17 protein-coding genes are annotated in these 15,191 nt (G+C 45.1%); 4 read left to right on the top strand and 13 right to left on the bottom strand.

Annotated features, from left to right (window positions below):
- Positions 1 to 16 precede the first annotated feature (16 nt).
- From PAN94_RS08300 to rpsO, 6 genes are all read right to left on the bottom strand, one after another.
- Positions 17 to 901, bottom strand: coding sequence for a transporter substrate-binding domain-containing protein (locus PAN94_RS08300; RefSeq protein WP_285875464.1), 885 nt, complete (start codon positions 899 to 901; stop codon positions 17 to 19).
- A gap of 15 nt (positions 902 to 916) precedes the next feature.
- Positions 917 to 1,915 (bottom strand): uroporphyrinogen decarboxylase family protein, encoded by a 999-nt coding sequence (locus PAN94_RS08295; protein WP_285875463.1) that lies wholly within the window; start codon positions 1,913 to 1,915, stop codon positions 917 to 919.
- A gap of 251 nt (positions 1,916 to 2,166) precedes the next feature.
- Entirely contained in the window at positions 2,167 to 3,216 is a 1,050-nt protein-coding gene (locus PAN94_RS08290) for an LLM class flavin-dependent oxidoreductase (RefSeq protein WP_285875461.1), read from the bottom strand.
- Between the two features lie 212 nt (positions 3,217 to 3,428).
- The gene (gene glmS, locus PAN94_RS08285) at positions 3,429 to 5,240 is read right to left on the bottom strand and encodes a glutamine--fructose-6-phosphate transaminase (isomerizing) (RefSeq protein ID WP_285875460.1); all 1,812 of its coding nucleotides are present in this window, start codon (positions 5,238 to 5,240) and stop codon (positions 3,429 to 3,431) included.
- 221 nt (positions 5,241 to 5,461) lie between these two features.
- Positions 5,462 to 5,875 (bottom strand): YjdF family protein, encoded by a 414-nt coding sequence (locus tag PAN94_RS08280; RefSeq protein WP_285875458.1) that lies wholly within the window; start codon positions 5,873 to 5,875, stop codon positions 5,462 to 5,464.
- 389 nt (positions 5,876 to 6,264) lie between these two features.
- Entirely contained in the window at positions 6,265 to 6,534 is a 270-nt protein-coding gene (gene rpsO / locus PAN94_RS08275) for a 30S ribosomal protein S15 (RefSeq protein WP_001018251.1), read from the bottom strand.
- 274 nt (positions 6,535 to 6,808) lie between these two features.
- On the opposite strand from rpsO, the gene PAN94_RS08270 reads away from it, so the two are divergent.
- The 4 genes from PAN94_RS08270 to PAN94_RS08255 all read left to right on the top strand — a co-directional run bounded on the left by PAN94_RS08270 (position 6,809) and on the right by PAN94_RS08255 (position 10,078).
- Complete coding sequence (locus tag PAN94_RS08270; protein WP_285875457.1) at positions 6,809 to 7,735, top strand: aldo/keto reductase; 927 nt, start codon at positions 6,809 to 6,811, stop codon at positions 7,733 to 7,735.
- 161 nt (positions 7,736 to 7,896) lie between these two features.
- A complete protein-coding gene (gene aao, locus PAN94_RS08265; protein WP_285875456.1) occupies positions 7,897 to 9,078 on the top strand; it encodes an aminoacetone oxidase in 1,182 nt (393 codons plus the stop codon).
- Between the two features lie 13 nt (positions 9,079 to 9,091).
- Positions 9,092 to 9,613, top strand: a complete 522-nt coding sequence (locus PAN94_RS08260) for a DUF1697 domain-containing protein (protein ID WP_149556213.1) — start codon at positions 9,092 to 9,094, stop codon at positions 9,611 to 9,613.
- Between the two features lie 9 nt (positions 9,614 to 9,622).
- Positions 9,623 to 10,078, top strand: coding sequence for an 8-oxo-dGTP diphosphatase (locus PAN94_RS08255; protein WP_285875455.1), 456 nt, complete (start codon positions 9,623 to 9,625; stop codon positions 10,076 to 10,078).
- Positions 10,079 to 10,260: 182 nt separating this feature from the next.
- Here PAN94_RS08255 and PAN94_RS08250 read toward each other — a convergent pair whose 3' ends face one another.
- From PAN94_RS08250 to tsaB, 7 genes are all read right to left on the bottom strand, one after another.
- Positions 10,261 to 11,001, bottom strand: coding sequence for a MerR family transcriptional regulator (locus PAN94_RS08250; protein ID WP_285875454.1), 741 nt, complete (start codon positions 10,999 to 11,001; stop codon positions 10,261 to 10,263).
- Between the two features lie 104 nt (positions 11,002 to 11,105).
- On the bottom strand, positions 11,106 to 11,852 hold the full coding sequence (locus PAN94_RS08245; RefSeq protein WP_285875453.1) for a class I SAM-dependent methyltransferase: 747 nt from the start codon (positions 11,850 to 11,852) through the stop codon (positions 11,106 to 11,108).
- 125 nt (positions 11,853 to 11,977) lie between these two features.
- Positions 11,978 to 12,316: an AzlD domain-containing protein gene (locus PAN94_RS08240; protein WP_285875452.1), complete on the bottom strand. Its 339-nt coding sequence runs from the start codon at positions 12,314 to 12,316 to the stop codon at positions 11,978 to 11,980.
- Positions 12,306 to 13,001, bottom strand: a complete 696-nt coding sequence (locus PAN94_RS08235) for an AzlC family ABC transporter permease (RefSeq protein WP_285875451.1) — start codon at positions 12,999 to 13,001, stop codon at positions 12,306 to 12,308. The genes PAN94_RS08240 and PAN94_RS08235 overlap by 11 nt, the downstream gene beginning before the upstream one ends.
- Before the next feature lie 9 nt (positions 13,002 to 13,010).
- Positions 13,011 to 14,021 (bottom strand): tRNA (adenosine(37)-N6)-threonylcarbamoyltransferase complex transferase subunit TsaD, encoded by a 1,011-nt coding sequence (tsaD, locus tag PAN94_RS08230; protein WP_285875450.1) that lies wholly within the window; start codon positions 14,019 to 14,021, stop codon positions 13,011 to 13,013.
- The gene (rimI, locus tag PAN94_RS08225; protein WP_285875449.1) at positions 14,011 to 14,463 is read right to left on the bottom strand and encodes a ribosomal protein S18-alanine N-acetyltransferase; all 453 of its coding nucleotides are present in this window, start codon (positions 14,461 to 14,463) and stop codon (positions 14,011 to 14,013) included. Before rimI ends, tsaD begins: the two co-directional genes overlap by 11 nt.
- Positions 14,460 to 15,146 (bottom strand): tRNA (adenosine(37)-N6)-threonylcarbamoyltransferase complex dimerization subunit type 1 TsaB, encoded by a 687-nt coding sequence (gene tsaB, locus PAN94_RS08220; protein WP_285875494.1) that lies wholly within the window; start codon positions 15,144 to 15,146, stop codon positions 14,460 to 14,462. Before tsaB ends, rimI begins: the two co-directional genes overlap by 4 nt.
- Positions 15,147 to 15,191 lie beyond the last annotated feature (45 nt).

Genomic DNA, 15,191 nt, shown 5'->3' with positions numbered 1-15,191 from the left:
CTCCTTTCTCCAGCTTTTAGTCTTTATCTACATAAGAAAAGACATCTTCACCAAAGTATTTTTCCGATAATTTAGAAAGTGTCCCATCTTTTTCTAGCTCTTTAATAGCCTTTTCATAGGCTTTGGCAAACTTTTCATTCTTTTTATCTTTATGAATGAGTGGATAAGTAGGGATACCCTTATAAGGGAACCAGCTCAACTGGTCCGCATACTGATGATAGGAACCTGCCTTGTCTGTGACAGCTTTTTCAAAGGACAATTTGATATCAAAGAAGGCATCATAGCGACCTTCCAAGACCCAAGCATAGGCATCAGCTATCTGAAAAGACTCTGCTGCGGTCAACTCAATTGGACTAGCATTGTGCTTTTTGTTGTACTCTTCAATCACTGTCCATTGAGCATTCTGTGGTGAAATCGGCACCAATTTACCTTTTTCTTTGGCAAAATCATCAATATTTTTAAATTTATTTGCATCCGCTTTTCGGATGGTAAAGCCGATGATACTAGCTCCGATAGGACTTTCTGGAATGATGAACTTCTTCGCCCGCTCTTCCGTGTACCAAGCTCCCTTGGTTCCGATATCATATTTCCCAGATTCCAAACCAATCAAAAGATCTTCGTCACTGGTGCCAGTATATTCGAACTGATAATCTGGCAATTTTTCATCAATGGCCTTGAGTACTGCTACTTCATACCCATCTGACTGGCCTTTTTCGTCCAAAAAGTCGTAAGGAGCGTAGTTTTGCGTATGAGCTACTTTTAAAGTCGTGACCTTGTCACTGCCTGATGTCGAACTACTCGCCTTGCTGGATGAAGCCCCCGTCAAGGTCCGTCCCAAATAAGTCGCAGCGACAATAGCAATCACAGCTACTCCACCGATAATCCATTTTTTCTTACTCATTCTTTCGTCTCCTTTTTATGCTAAACTCGCTGCTTGGCGAACCCACTCAATCCGCTCTGGATCAATATCGCTTGGGATGGTGCAGTCAGCTCCAATAATCAAAGCATCCTTACCAGCCTCTGCTATCAAGCGCTTGGTTTCATTTTGAATAGCTTCTTGGCTACCTGTGTAGAGCAGGCCATCCTTGCCGTTTTCAAAACCACCGAGAACGGTTCGACCGCCGAATAATTTACGACCTTCCGCCAAACTGATACCTTCTGGCCCAACTGCCCAGTTAATAACCTGAGCTGGATAATCGGTGAAAAGATGAACATCGTTTCGCGCGCCTTCGTAGCCACAAATATGCAGAATATTTACTCCGCCAGCTGCATTGGCTGCTTCCAGCACCGCCAATTCACTAGGAGCAATAAAAGCCTTATAGTCTTCAGCCGACACCCGCGCATCCTGAATGCTCTGAACGCTGAGGTAAATTCCATCCGCACCAGCTTCCTTGATAATGCGTTCTGTCAGAGCCGCAATATCTTGAGCAATCACATCCAGCACCCGCTTTGTCACTTCCGCATCTTCTGCTAGAAAATCTGCAATAATGTCATCTCCTCCAGCGACCTTGCCAACTAGCCATTTGAAGTAGGTCACCGGCGCAAAAATATTGTAAATAGCAACCAAGTCCTCTGTGAAGCCGGCCCTAATCTTTTGAACCAGCTCCACCTGCTCACTGATCCAAGAATGGTCAGCGCCTAACGGCTCTATATCTGCCAAGTCCTTGATAGATTGAACTTTTTTCAAGCGCTCATTCGGATAGGCAAAATAACCATCGCTCATCAGTTTGACAAAGTCTGGCTTGACTTCTGATAGAAACGCTTGATGACCTGCCAGATTTTTCTCAATAATAGTCTGATTGCCAAAACCAGCCAGCCACTCATCCTCGCTGGTAAAATGATGCCAGAAACCAACTGGCACTCGGTCAACTTTTTCCCCCTTAAAGGCTTTTAAAACCAACTCTCTTTTAGACATATCTTGCTCCTTTTCAATTTGATTGCTATTATCATATCACTGAAAAGTGAGCTTTCCAAATATATATTTCCTATCAGCCCGATTAAAAATATTTATAAGAGTATATTAAAAAAGCTAGCTCAAGCTAGCTTTACCAAGTTTTTTCAGCTTTCGATGAAAAACCTGTTTTTCTTACTATTTTTAGAAAGACAAGATATATATTTTCTATGGGAGAGATAGGCAATCTTTATCAAAAGACCTCTACTTCGATCTTACTTACCCTTAGCTGCGAAATACTCCCGCACAAGCGGTGCAACCTTGGTGCCAAAGAGTTCGATAGACTGGAGAACCTGCTCATGCGGAAGCGATCCCAACGGCAGATGCAGCATGAAGCGGTCCAGTCCCAGCTCCTCTATCATCTTGATCAATTTCTGAGCGACCTTTTCAGGACTGCCGACAAACATGGCCCCCTCTGGTCCTACCTGATCTAGGTATTGCTCATAGGTCATCTCCCGCCAGTGAGGGCGGTCCTTGGATATAGCGTCCACTACCTGCTTGGTCGGATGGAAGTAAGTCCGGATCGCCTCCTCATTGTCCTCCATGACCCAGCCCCAAGAGTGGGCAGCGATCTTCAACTTTTCATCTGAGTGGCCACTTTTCTGCCCAATCCGGCGATATGCATCCAGCAGGGGCTTGAAGCGCTTAGGCTGTCCACCGATAATGGCATACGCAATTGGCAGGCCTTTCTGGGCGACCTTAATGGTGGACTCGGCATTTCCCCCTGTCGCTACCCAAACCGGCAGTGTTTCTTGTACAGCCCGTGGGTAGACTTCCCGATTTTCAATAGTCTGCGTCAGCTTGCCCTTCCAATTCAACCGCGTCTCAGCATTGGCATAGAGGAGCAGGTCCAGCTTTTCATCAAAAAGCTCTTCATAATCCTTCAAGTCATAGCCAAAGAGCGGAAAGGACTCGATAAAAGAGCCACGGCCAGCCATGACCTCTGCTCTGCCATTTGACAAAGCATCAATCGTCGCATACTGCTGGTAGACTCGGATAGGATCCAAGCTCGACAAGACACTGACAGCACTAGTCAAGCGAATCTTCTCTGTCTTGACCGCACCAGCCGCCAGCACAATCTCCGGTGCAGAGACGGCAAAGTCCTCTCGGTGATGCTCTCCAATACCATACACGTCCAGCCCTACCTTGTCTGCCAGCTCAATCTCTGCTACCAGCTGCCGAATCCGTTCGTCATGAGTATAGGTCTGCCCTGTACCCTCCAGTGGCGTTGTCTCTCCAAAAGTAGAAATACCTAATTCCACCATGTTCTGTCCTCCTGATATTTAAGATGAAAATATTTTATCACTAATTAGTGGTATATACAAAAATGATGCTCAACCTATTGTCCATCTGCATAGAATAACATGGTTTTATCATGATAGAAAGAGACTTCTAAAAAGCACCATCACCAAATACCATACCAAAAGCCCCAGAAAAATCTGAGGCTTGGTATTCTTATCGAGATTCATTAAGACGGTTATTCTACCGTTACAGATTTAGCGAGATTGCGTGGTTTATCCACATCCAATCCGCGATGCAAGGTTGCAAAATATGCAATCAATTGAGTTGGCACCACCATAGAGATTGGTGACAAATAAGGGTGAACTTGGCTCAGGACAATATCGTCTCCATCCTTAGCCACATTTTCCTCCGCAATAGTCAAAACTTTGGCTCCACGCGCCACAACTTCAGAAACATTTCCGCGAGTATGGCTAGCCAAGACTTCGTCTGAAAGCAGAGCTAAAACAGGTGTTCCCTCTTCAATCAGAGAAATAGTACCATGCTTGAGCTCTCCTGCCGCAAAGCCTTCACACTGAATGTAGGAAATTTCCTTAAGCTTAAGGCTGGCTTCCATCGCCACATAATAATCTTGACCACGGCCAATATAAAAGGCGCTGCGAGTTTCCGCCAATAAGTCACGAACCTTGCTTTCGATCAATTCTTTCTCAGAAAGTGTAGACTCGATAGACTGGGCTACGATAGACAGCTCATGAACCAAATCAAAATTCTTGGCTTTTTCGTTACCATTGGCATCACCGACCGCCTTGGCCAAGAAAGCTAGGGCAGCGATCTGTGCAGTGTAGGCTTTGGTTGAAGCCACGGCAATTTCTGGTCCAGCATGGAGAAGCAGGGTGTGCTTGGCTTCACGAGACAAGGTTGAGCCTGGCACATTGGTCACTGTCAAGCTAGGAATGCCCAGTTCATTGGCCTTGACCAAGACTTGGCGACTATCAGCTGTCTCACCAGATTGGCTGATAAAGATGAAAAGTGGCTTCTTGCTCAGAAGCGGCATAGCATAGCCCCATTCAGAAGAAATACCCAGCTCAACTGGCGTATCTGTCAGCTCTTCCAACATTCGTTTAGAAGCGTAACCCGCATGATAAGAAGTTCCAGCAGCAATGATATAAATGCGATCCGCTTCTTGGACTGTCTTGATAATGGCAGGATCAATCAGCATCTTATTATTTTCATCCGCATAAGTGCTGATCAGCTTACGCATCACGGTCGGCTGCTCATCAATTTCCTTCAGCATGTAGTAAGGATAAGTGCCTTTGCCGATATCAGACAGGTCCAGCTCAGCAGTATAGCTGCCACGTTCAAGAACATTGCCTTCGTAGTCTTGCACTTCTACGCTATTAGCCGTCACGATGACCAGCTCTTTATCATGGATTTCCATATATTCGCTGGTCTCACGAATCATAGCCATGGCATCGGAGCAGACCATGTTATAGCCTTCGCCTAAGCCAATCAAAAGCGGAGATTTGTTTTTGGCAACGTAGATCGTAGAAGGATCTTGGGCATCTACCAAGGCAAAAGCGTAGGAACCTTCGATAATGTGAAGGGCCTTTCGGAAAGCGTCAAGAACAGAGAGTCCGTCTTCTTCCGCGAATTTCCCAATCAAATGAACTGTAATTTCTGTATCTGTCTGGCCTTTAAAATCATGACCAGCAAGATAGTTATTTTTGATATCCAGGTAATTTTCAATCACACCGTTATGAACCAAAACAAAACGGCCTGTCTGAGAAGTGTGAGGATGGGCGTTATTCTCACTTGGTTTTCCGTGGGTTGCCCAACGCGTATGCCCAATACCTGTTGAACCCGCTACATCCATGCCAATCTTAGCACGAAGATCTGCAATCCGACCTACAGACTTGACTAGGCTAGATTTTTCTCCTGTTGTCACAAAAATTCCAGCCGAATCATAGCCTCGGTACTCTAATTTTTCAAGCCCTTGCATTAAAATATCTGTTGCATTGCGGTTTCCCACAACTCCGACGATTCCACACATAGATTTATTTCTAGCCCTTTGCTGGCAAAAAGCTAGTTCCTCCTTTTTTAAAAATTGGTATAGTCTTATTTATCTTTTTATCGAGAGACGAAAACATTATACACAGCAATTTAACATTTGTCAACATAAAATTGGTATAGTCGCAAGGAAAGAAAAACTTATTTAAAAACAAAAAAGCCTCCCATCGGAAGACTTTCCCATATAAATAAGAAAAACCAGGCTCAATGCCCCTTGTGCTTTTCCAACCGTTTTTGCTGTTTGAGTTCGAATTTCCTTTGCTGAGCCAGTTCTTTCTGCTGCTTGCGCTTGATGCGAGCGATTTGCTTTTGCTCTTCAAATTGCAGCTTCAGCGCTTCCTGAGACTTTGAAGAACGTGAAGCCATCTGCTCTTTTTTAGCCTGTCTCTGCAGGCGTTTAGGACTGACCGACTTAGTCTTCTCCTTCACCCTGATGCTAGGACTAAACTGCAACCGATGATAATAACGGTTTAGAAAATCCAACAATTCCTGCGTGCTAGGCTCTACACCAAAGGTGACTCGGCAGACTCTATAAGATTGAGCATGTTCCTGCTCGAAAAGACCGTGCCAAAATCCCTCTTCAAAGTAAACTGTCAGCGTCATTGAAATCTTATCCATGACAGTACCTCCTTTAAAAAATCCCTAAGAATGGACAACCAAGGAGGAAGGTTACTGACAAAAAATGGATTTTTGCGTCTGGACTACCAACCAGAACTGTGTTTTTATCTTAGTAGCTACAGTCTAGCAAGATTTTATAAAAAATTCAAGGAGAGCTAAAAATTGTACTGATAGAAGACAAAGTAAGGCTAACGAAAAACATCTGAATTCAAAAGTAATTTTGAGATTGTTCTAAAATCTTAGTAAAAATAAAAAAGCCCTCTGAGATCAGAGAGCCGATTTGAGCTCGGGCTAAAATCCTAGTGAAAAAGATGAAACTCCTTGTGTTCATCGAACACTTTGTCGTTTCCCTATTTTCATACGGATTTTTAACGCCCTTAGCATCATGATTAACGACGAAGTCCTAGAGAGTTGATCAACTCACGGTAACGGTTAACGTCGTTTTTACGCAAGTATGCAAGCAAGTTACGACGGCGACCGATTTTCTTCATCAATCCACGGTAAGTAGCGTGGTCTTTTTTGTGTTGTTTGATGTGTTCGTTAAGGTGGTTGATTTCCCAAGTAAGGACAGCAACTTGAACCTCTACTGAACCTGTATCACCTTCGTGACGTGCATATTGTGCGATGATTTCATTTTTTTTCTCTTTTGAGATTGCCATGATAAGCTCCTTTTCTTTACGCTTCATCCGAGTGACAGGCTTGGCAATTCCTGCAACCAAGAAGAAGTTATTTGTCTTTAAGACATCCTTATTCTATCAGGAAGCCAAGTTTTTGTCAAATCTTCTACTTTTCCGACAAAGTCAGCCAAATTTCATTAGCCAAAATGAGAATTTTCCACGCATTTGCTCCAAGGCTCGATCTAGCTAGTCGCTTTTTGACTTTGGAGCAGGTTTAGCTTATACTGGGATTAAGATGACACGAGGAGAAGAGCTTATGAAATATCTTGAATTTGGAGAAAGCAAGCGAGAAATTTCCCAGATTATCATAGGGCTGATGCGAATTGCCCAAATGGCACCCAAAGAGGTGGAAGAACTGGTCGAAACAGCCTTGTCAGTCGGAATTAATGCTTTTGACTTAGCCGATATCTACGGTGGAAGCAAGTGCGAAGAAATTTTGGGACAAGTGCTTAAAAATCGACCTGACCTGCGGGCTAAGATGTGGATTCAGTCCAAAGTGGGAATCCGCGTAGAAGAATTTACCTACTTTGACTTTTCCAAAGACTATATCCTAGAGGCAACAAACGGTATTTTACAGCGTCTGGGTGTGGATCATCTGGACTCTCTGCTCTTGCATCGACCAGATGCCCTGATGGAGCCCAGTGAAATCGCCGAGGCTTTTGATCTACTCAAGTCTCAAGGAAAGGTCCTTGATTTTGGAGTGTCCAACCAGAATCCTATGATGATGGAACTTCTCAAAAAAGAAGTCAAGCAGCCTTTGGTGGCAAATCAGCTCCAATTGAGCGCAGCTTTTTCACCTGCTTTTGAGTCCAGCTTCCACGTCAACATGGAGGGAACAGCCGCAAATATGCGTGACGGTAGTATTTTCGAATACTGCCGCCTCAACGACGTCGTGATTCAAGCCTGGTCTGTCCTCCAGCACGGCTATTTCGAAGGCGTTTTTGTCGGTTCGGATAAATACCCCAAGCTCAATGCTGTCTTAAACCGACTGGCCGACAAATACCAAATATCACCATCGGCAGTGGCTATTGCTTGGGCGCTACGCTATCCAGCCCACATGCAAGCGGTCATCGGCACGACCAAGGCTAGCCGCATCATCGAATCAGCCAAGGCAGCAGATATTGAACTGACTAGAAAAGAATGGTACGAAATCTACTTGGCGTCTGGAAAAGATCTTCCTTAAAAAATGAGCCTGAAATCCGATTAATCTTCTACCAAGATGCTAGCTGAAGGACTGACAGAAAAGCTGACCAGATCATGTCCACTGTATAGCTTAAAGGGCAAATCACCTTGCGCAAGATTAGCTAGCACATAAAATTCCTATTTCACGAAAGGAAAAGATACATGAACCATTTCGACACAATCATCATCGGCGGAGGACCAGCTGGTATGATGGCTGCCATTTCCAGTTCTTTCTACGGGCAGAAGACCCTGCTTCTTGAGAAGAATAAACGATTGGGCAAGAAACTAGCTGGTACAGGCGGCGGGCGCTGCAATGTGACCAACAACGGAAACCTAGATGACCTCATGGCCGGTATTCCGGGCAACGGACGCTTTCTTTACAGCGTCTTTTCCCAGTTTGACAACCATGATATCATCAACTTCTTTACAGAGAACGGTGTCAAACTCAAGGTTGAAGACCACGGCCGTGTTTTCCCAGCGACAGACAAGTCCCGCACCATTATCGAAGCCTTGGAAAAGAAGATTACAGAGCTGGGTGGCACTGTCATCACCAATACTGAAATCGTCTCCGTCAAAAAATCTGATGGACTTTTCACTGTCAGATCCAGCGACCAGACTTGGACCTGCCAGAAATTGATTGTGACAACTGGCGGCAAGTCCTACCCTTCAACTGGCTCGACAGGCTTCGGTCACGATATTGCCCGACACTTTAAGCATACTGTGACCGAACTTGAGGCCGCTGAAAGTCCATTGTTGACAGATTTTCCTCACAAAGCGCTTCAGGGGATTTCGCTGGACGATGTGACTTTAAGTTATGGCAAGCATGTTATCACTCATGATCTGCTCTTTACCCACTTTGGTTTGTCAGGTCCTGCTGCCCTGCGTATGTCTAGTTTTGTCAAGGGCGGGGAAGTCCTTTCTTTGGATGTCTTGCCACAACTTTCTGAGAGCGACTTGGTGGCATTTCTAGAAGAACATCGGGAAAAATCTTTAAAAAATGCTTTAAAAACCTTGCTACCAGAACGCTTGGCAGAATTTTTTGTGCAAGGCTATCCTGAAAAAGTCAAACAACTGACTGAAAAGGAACGAGAACAACTTCTCCAGTCTATCAAAGCACTCGAAATCCCTGTGACTGGCAAAATGTCCCTTGCCAAGTCCTTTGTTACCAAGGGTGGCATCAGCCTCAAGGAGATCAATCCTAAAACTCTGGAAAGTAAGCTAGTCCCTGGACTCCACTTTGCTGGCGAAGTTTTAGACATCAATGCCCACACGGGCGGTTTCAACATCACATCTGCCCTCTGTACCGGCTGGGTGGCAGGCTCAAATCCAATAAGTACCAAATAAGAAAGGAAGTCTTTTGGAACATATTATTTTACTAAGAGGTGTTACTCCTAATGGAAAGAATGCTATTCCGAAAATGTCTTATTTGGTAGATATTTTGACAGAAGCTGGTTTTCAACACGTTCGAACCTATATTCAAAGCGGGAATATCATTCTTGAAAGTGACTTAGATTTAGAAGAAATACGAGAACGCGTTCATACTCTGATAAAGGAAAAAATTGGGGCCGACTTAAAAATGGTTATCAAGAATAAGAACGATTTTGAAAAGATTGTTCACGAGAATCCATTTAGAGAAGACTATCTTCATGATCGTGTACATGTGATTCTTTATCAAGGACTTATCCAAAGTCTGCCACTAGAAAAATTGAAAGCTGACTACGGTGAAGAAGAAATTTGTGTAGGCGATCACTGTCTCTACCTCTATCTTCCTAGAACTGCAAAACGAAAAAAGCTCAATACTAACTATCTTGAAAAATTGTTTGGCGTGGATCTGACCATGAGAAAGTTAAACGTAGTGGAAAAGTTACTAACAAAATAGGAGAACAAGATGAACAGATGCGAAACAGTCGAATTCGTCAACATGTGTATGATTTATGACGGAGAAAAAGTTCTGGTCCAAGACCGAGTTAGTCCCGACTGGCCCGGTATTACCTTTCCCGGTGGGCATGTAGAGCGCGGGGAATCTTTTACCGAGGCAGTTATCAGAGAAGTCAAAGAAGAAACTGGACTGACCATATCCAAACCCCAACTTTGTGGCATCAAGGATTGGTATGATGACAAGGATTACCGTTATGTCGTCCTGCTCTACAAGACAGAGCATTATTCCGGTGTGCTGCAATCCTCTGATGAAGGAAAGGTCTGGTGGGAAGACTTGGGAAATCTGTCTCATCTGAAACTTGCAACTGAGGATATGTCTGACATGCTTCGCGTTTTTCTAGAAGACGATTTAAGTGAATTCTTTTACTATAAAGATGGCGACAATTGGCTTTATGATTTGAAGTAAAAAATGAGGCTGGGACAAAAGTCCTAGCCTCTCAATTGTCTTTGGATTGTCGAGCAAGACGCAGTGGTTGAGTGGGCTCTACTACGCTGATTTCATCAGCTTTTACAGCCTTACTCAACTGTGCGGAGGTGGGACGACGAAATCGAAGTCTAACGAATTCCTGATTTCTGTCCCACTCTCATTTATTCTGCATTTGTCCGAACGTAAGCTGCAATCACATCTGATGTGTACTGGGCTGTGCCTGAACCAAATTTGTCGATATTTTCCTTAAACTCTGGATTGTAGACGTATCCTTTACCGATATGACCGAACACCTCAATAGAGCAGTCAAAGCCATAAGTACGGATGGCCTGCAAGAGTTGAGCTGCCTGTTCTTGATTTTCTGCTGCCTCAACTGGCAAGGCTTGCTGCATATTCTCTGCCAGACTTTGAAAAACTTGATTGAAGGCTGCGGCAGATTCTTCTTCCCGTCCATTTTGACGAGTCAGTGCTTCCGACATGACTTCTTGACCATATTCCTCTACAGCCTTTTGGTGGTATTTTTGATTGTCTTCGTAGGTAAAGCCTGCGAATTTTTCTTTCATTGTCATCTTTCTTTCTCCTTTTTCTTCTTGGATGGTTTTTCGCAAGGTGGAAATCAAGGTATCCAAGCGGTCTCTTTCCTGCTGCAAATATTCCAACTGCCTCACCAGATGCGGCAATAAGGTCTGATCGTCCTGACTCAGTAGCTCTGCTATTTTCTCCAAGGAAAAGCCCAGATACTTATAGTAAAGGATGACCTGTAGCCGCTCTAGATCAGCTTGGCAGTATGTCCGATAACCATTTTCTGATTTTTGAGGGACCAAAAGACCGATTTTGTCGTAGTGATGTAGGGTTTTGACAGAGACACCCGAAAGCTGCGCAGCTTCTTTGATATGATACATAAAAAACCTCCTTGCCCTTATAGTATAAGCCCTGACCTTAGGGCAGAGTCAAGCTTTTTATGAAATTTTTTAAATCACTTTAAATTTTCCAAAGTAGCTAGTATTTATTTGCGAGAAACCATGGCTATGAAGCCCAGTTTTTCTTGATTCTTTTGGAACATCTTAAACATCTTCATAAATTGGCCGTAATTTTCTTTCTTGAGGGCATTAAAGCAGATTTTCAGTGTGCCGCCCAGTCCTTCGTCATATATCATCCCTCGAAGGCTCATCAAGGTCATTTCGCCGACAAAGGTGTCCACACGGTCAAAAGCGTGAGAACGCGCCAGCTGAATCCAAGAGCCTTCTGTCAGCGGACCAACATTGACGTTAATCGCACGAGATAGCTCTTCTCGGACATTCTCATCTTTTTGCTTGAGCATAACATCGTGGGTAAGGAGCACTCCGCCTGGCTTCAGCACCCGGTAGTACTCCTCCATACATTTGGCCTTCCCCTTATCCGTCTGCATGGTTAGCATAGCTTCATTGATAACGATATCAAAAGAATTGTCAGCATAAGGTAGCTTCATAGCATTAGCCTGCTCAAATGTGACGAGTTCACTCACACCAGCTTTGTCTCCATTAAGCTTAGCCTGAGCCAGCGCAGCCTTATCCAAATCAACTGCAGTAATCTGGCAGCCATATCTTTTAGCCAGCTCGATTGTTGTGGTTCCCATATTGCAAGCAACCTCTAGAACTTTCTTATCGCTGGAAAACTGCCCCTGCTCAATCAGCCAGTCGGTTGCCAGCTTACCACCGGGACGAAGGCGTTTCTTTCCTAACTTTGCTAAAAATTTATGCCCTGCTTCTGCCATTTCCGAACCTCCATGATTTTGATTGCTTCCATTATAGCATAAAATATTATATTTTCAGATAATTCTTAGAATTCGGCAAAAAAAAAACAGACCGAATCAACCGATTCAATCTGTCTTGTATCTCTTTACAACCCAAGAAATCCAGCCAAATAGCGTAGCAAGGCCACCAAGACTACACCAAATACAACAGTTGCAATTAAGTTCTTATACTTAAAAGCTACATAAGTCGTCGGAAAAACGGCCAGCAAATCCAACCATTTAAAACTTGGTAACTGGCCTGTTTTAGCATTGGTGACACTGGACAGGATGAGGGCAAAGATGATGGAAACTGGCAGATATTTGAGGAAACGCTCTACCATAGGCGGAAGTCCCTTGTACTTGACTAGGATAAAGGGTAAAACCCGCGGCATCCAAGTGACCAGAGCCGACAAAAGAATGGCCAGTAAAATATACTTACTTATCATCTAAAATCACCCCCACTGTACAGCCGAGCAAGGTTGCAAAAAGCACCGCTAGCGAATTTTGAAGCAGCATGGTCAGGATCAAGTAGGCAAGGCCCACCACACCTAAGACCAAAAAGAGCTTCTTTATCTTGACCCGTCGCAGCATGATTGTAAACTGAGAAGAGAAAATACCAATAAACATGGCGACCAGGGCAAAGTCCAGGCCAAAGCTCTCAGGATTGGGCAGAAGGGCGCCGAGGGCAGTTCCTAAAATAGTACCCAAAATCCAAGAAGCATAACTCATGAAATTGTTACCCATCATCCAGCTAGCCGCAATCTCTTCTGTATGCACCTGCTCTCCCATCAAGACCCCATAAGATTCGTCCGTCAAAAAAGAGCCAATGACAATATTCTGAGCCAAGCTAGACTTACGAAAAAGGGTTGAGGCATGCAGACAGAGCAAAAGATGCCGAATATTTATCAGAAAAACGGTCAGTGCGATAGCCAAGACCGGCGCCTGCTGGGCAAATAAGCCAATCATGGCAAACTGGGCACTGCCTGCATAAACCAGAATACTCATCAGCCCCATCTCCAAGGGATTCATATAAGGCGCCGCCATGATGCCGCAGGCCAAGCCAATCCCAATATAGCCCAGAGCTGTTGGCACAGCTGCTTTTGCACCCTGTTTAAATGTCTGTCCGCGCATTCTTCTCCTTTACTCCATCGTTTCAAAAGCCAGACTCGGCTTAGCATTCAGATCCAGACTGGCAAAATTTTCCTTATTCCACTCACTGACACTGGCATAGGCAATCATACCAGCATTGTCACCGCAGAGGCGCAGTGGCGGAATAATCACCTTGACATCCTGAATCTCAGCTGCCAAGCGCTCTCTCAGGCCTTGATTGGCCGCAACACCGCCCGCCACGACCAGGGTCTTGACTGGATATTTCTCCAGTGCCTTTTTAGTCTTGGCCATGAGAATATCCATGACCGCCGCCTGAAAGCTAGCAGACAAGTCTTGATTAGACAAAATCTCTCCTTTTTGCTGGGCATTGTGGTGCAGATTGATAAAGGCCGACTTGAGACCGGAAAAAGAAAATTCCAGATTGTCTTCCTTGATCATGGCCCGCGGAAAATTATAAATGTCCTGCCCCTCATGAGCCAGCTGATCAATCTCTCGGCCTGCTGGATAGGTCAGGCCCATGACTCGACCGACCTTATCATAGGCTTCACCGACCGCATCATCGCGAGTTTCACCCACAATCTTATAATCACCAGCCTGACTGACATAGACCAACTCAGTATGGCCGCCGCTAACCAAGAGAGCCAACAAGGGAAATTCCAAGGGCTCCACACTCTGGGCTGCCATCAGGTGCCCAGCCATATGATTGACTGGAATCAGGGGAATATCATGAGCCCAGGCAAAGGACTTGGCCGCTGCCAAACCGACTAAAAGCGCCCCAACCAGACCAGGACCATAGGTAACGGCCACTGCTGTCACTTGCTCCTCACTAATCCCCGCTTCTGCCAAGGCCTCCTCAATGCAAACCGTAATGACTTCCACATGGTGGCGGCTGGCAACTTCCGGTACCACTCCGCCAAAACGCTTGTGGCTCTCAATCTGGCTGGCAATAACATTGCTCAAAAGCTCCGTCTCATTCTTCAGAACCGCCACACTGGTCTCGTCACAAGACGTCTCAAAAGCTAAAATATATCTATCTTTCATGGATCTCTCTTTTCATGATAATCGCATCTTCCACCGGCGCATGGTAGTAGGACCTCCGCCGCGCGATTTCTTCAAATTTTTCTTTTTTGTAAAATAGCAGAGCTGGCTTGTTGGACTCCCTCACTTCGAGGAAAATTTCTTTGCCTACTGGCAAAAAGTCAAACAAGGCTGTCGCGATTTTCTGCCCCTGATAGCTAGGCAATACAGCAATCTGCAGAACTTCTGCTTCAAAGTCTGTCTCCTGCCAGACTAAAAAACCGACCAGCTTACTTTCATCTTCTGCTAGCGCACAGCTATTCACATCCGAGCGCAGAACTTCTTCCACTTGGCTCGCTGTCCAAGGACTGACCTCATAGACTGCAAATAAGAGCTGTTCCAGCTCTTCTGCCAGAACTGCCGCGTCCAGACCCGAGTTGGCGCTCCATTTTCTCAACTTAATCATAGGCGCTGAATGTAAGAATCGCTGGATTCCTGGTGGGTCTTGAGCCAATTTTCCTCGGCTTCTACCCGCTTGAGATAGTTAGGAACAAAGTCATGAATGGACTGGGCTGGCAAGTCTAGACCGAGACGACCAATAGCTGCGGCATCTGGCAAAGTTGACTGAATGGCAGCCTGAGGAAGAGCATCTTTGATCTGCTCCGCAAAAGCTGCGGTCTCTCCGACAAAAGTAACTGGCTGATTAGTAGCGCCAGCCATTTCCAAAACCTCTGCCAAAGGCAGGTGAGCTTCCGACCGCACAGCCTGACCCGACTGGTAAAAGCCAGCATAGACATTGTTGCGGCGGGCATCCATGATGGGAATGACCAAGCCTTCCACCTGCTCTGGGACTAAAGCCAGCAAACTAGACACACCGACCAGCTCAATCTTGAGGGTATGGGCTAGAGTCTTGGCTGTCGCCACCGCAATTCTCAGACCTGTGTAACTGCCCGGCCCCTGCGCCACCACGATCCGATCCAAATCCGTCGGCTTCATATCCAGGCTATTCATCAGAAAATCAATAGCTGGCATAAGGGTAATGCTATGATTTTTCTTGATATTGAGCGTCACCCGCCCCAAGAGCTCCTCATTCTCTAAAATCGCTAGAGACAGAGCCTTATTTGACGTATCCATCGCTAAAATTTTCATCATGTTCTTCCTTACTCGAGTGTTTGCTTCTTATTATACTATAAA

It is taken from the genome of Streptococcus sp. SC1, assembly GCF_030272855.1.
Classification (GTDB): domain Bacteria; phylum Bacillota; class Bacilli; order Lactobacillales; family Streptococcaceae; genus Streptococcus.
The sequence above is the reverse complement of the archived record's forward strand: the minus strand, read 5'-3'. Positions and strand labels throughout refer to the sequence as shown.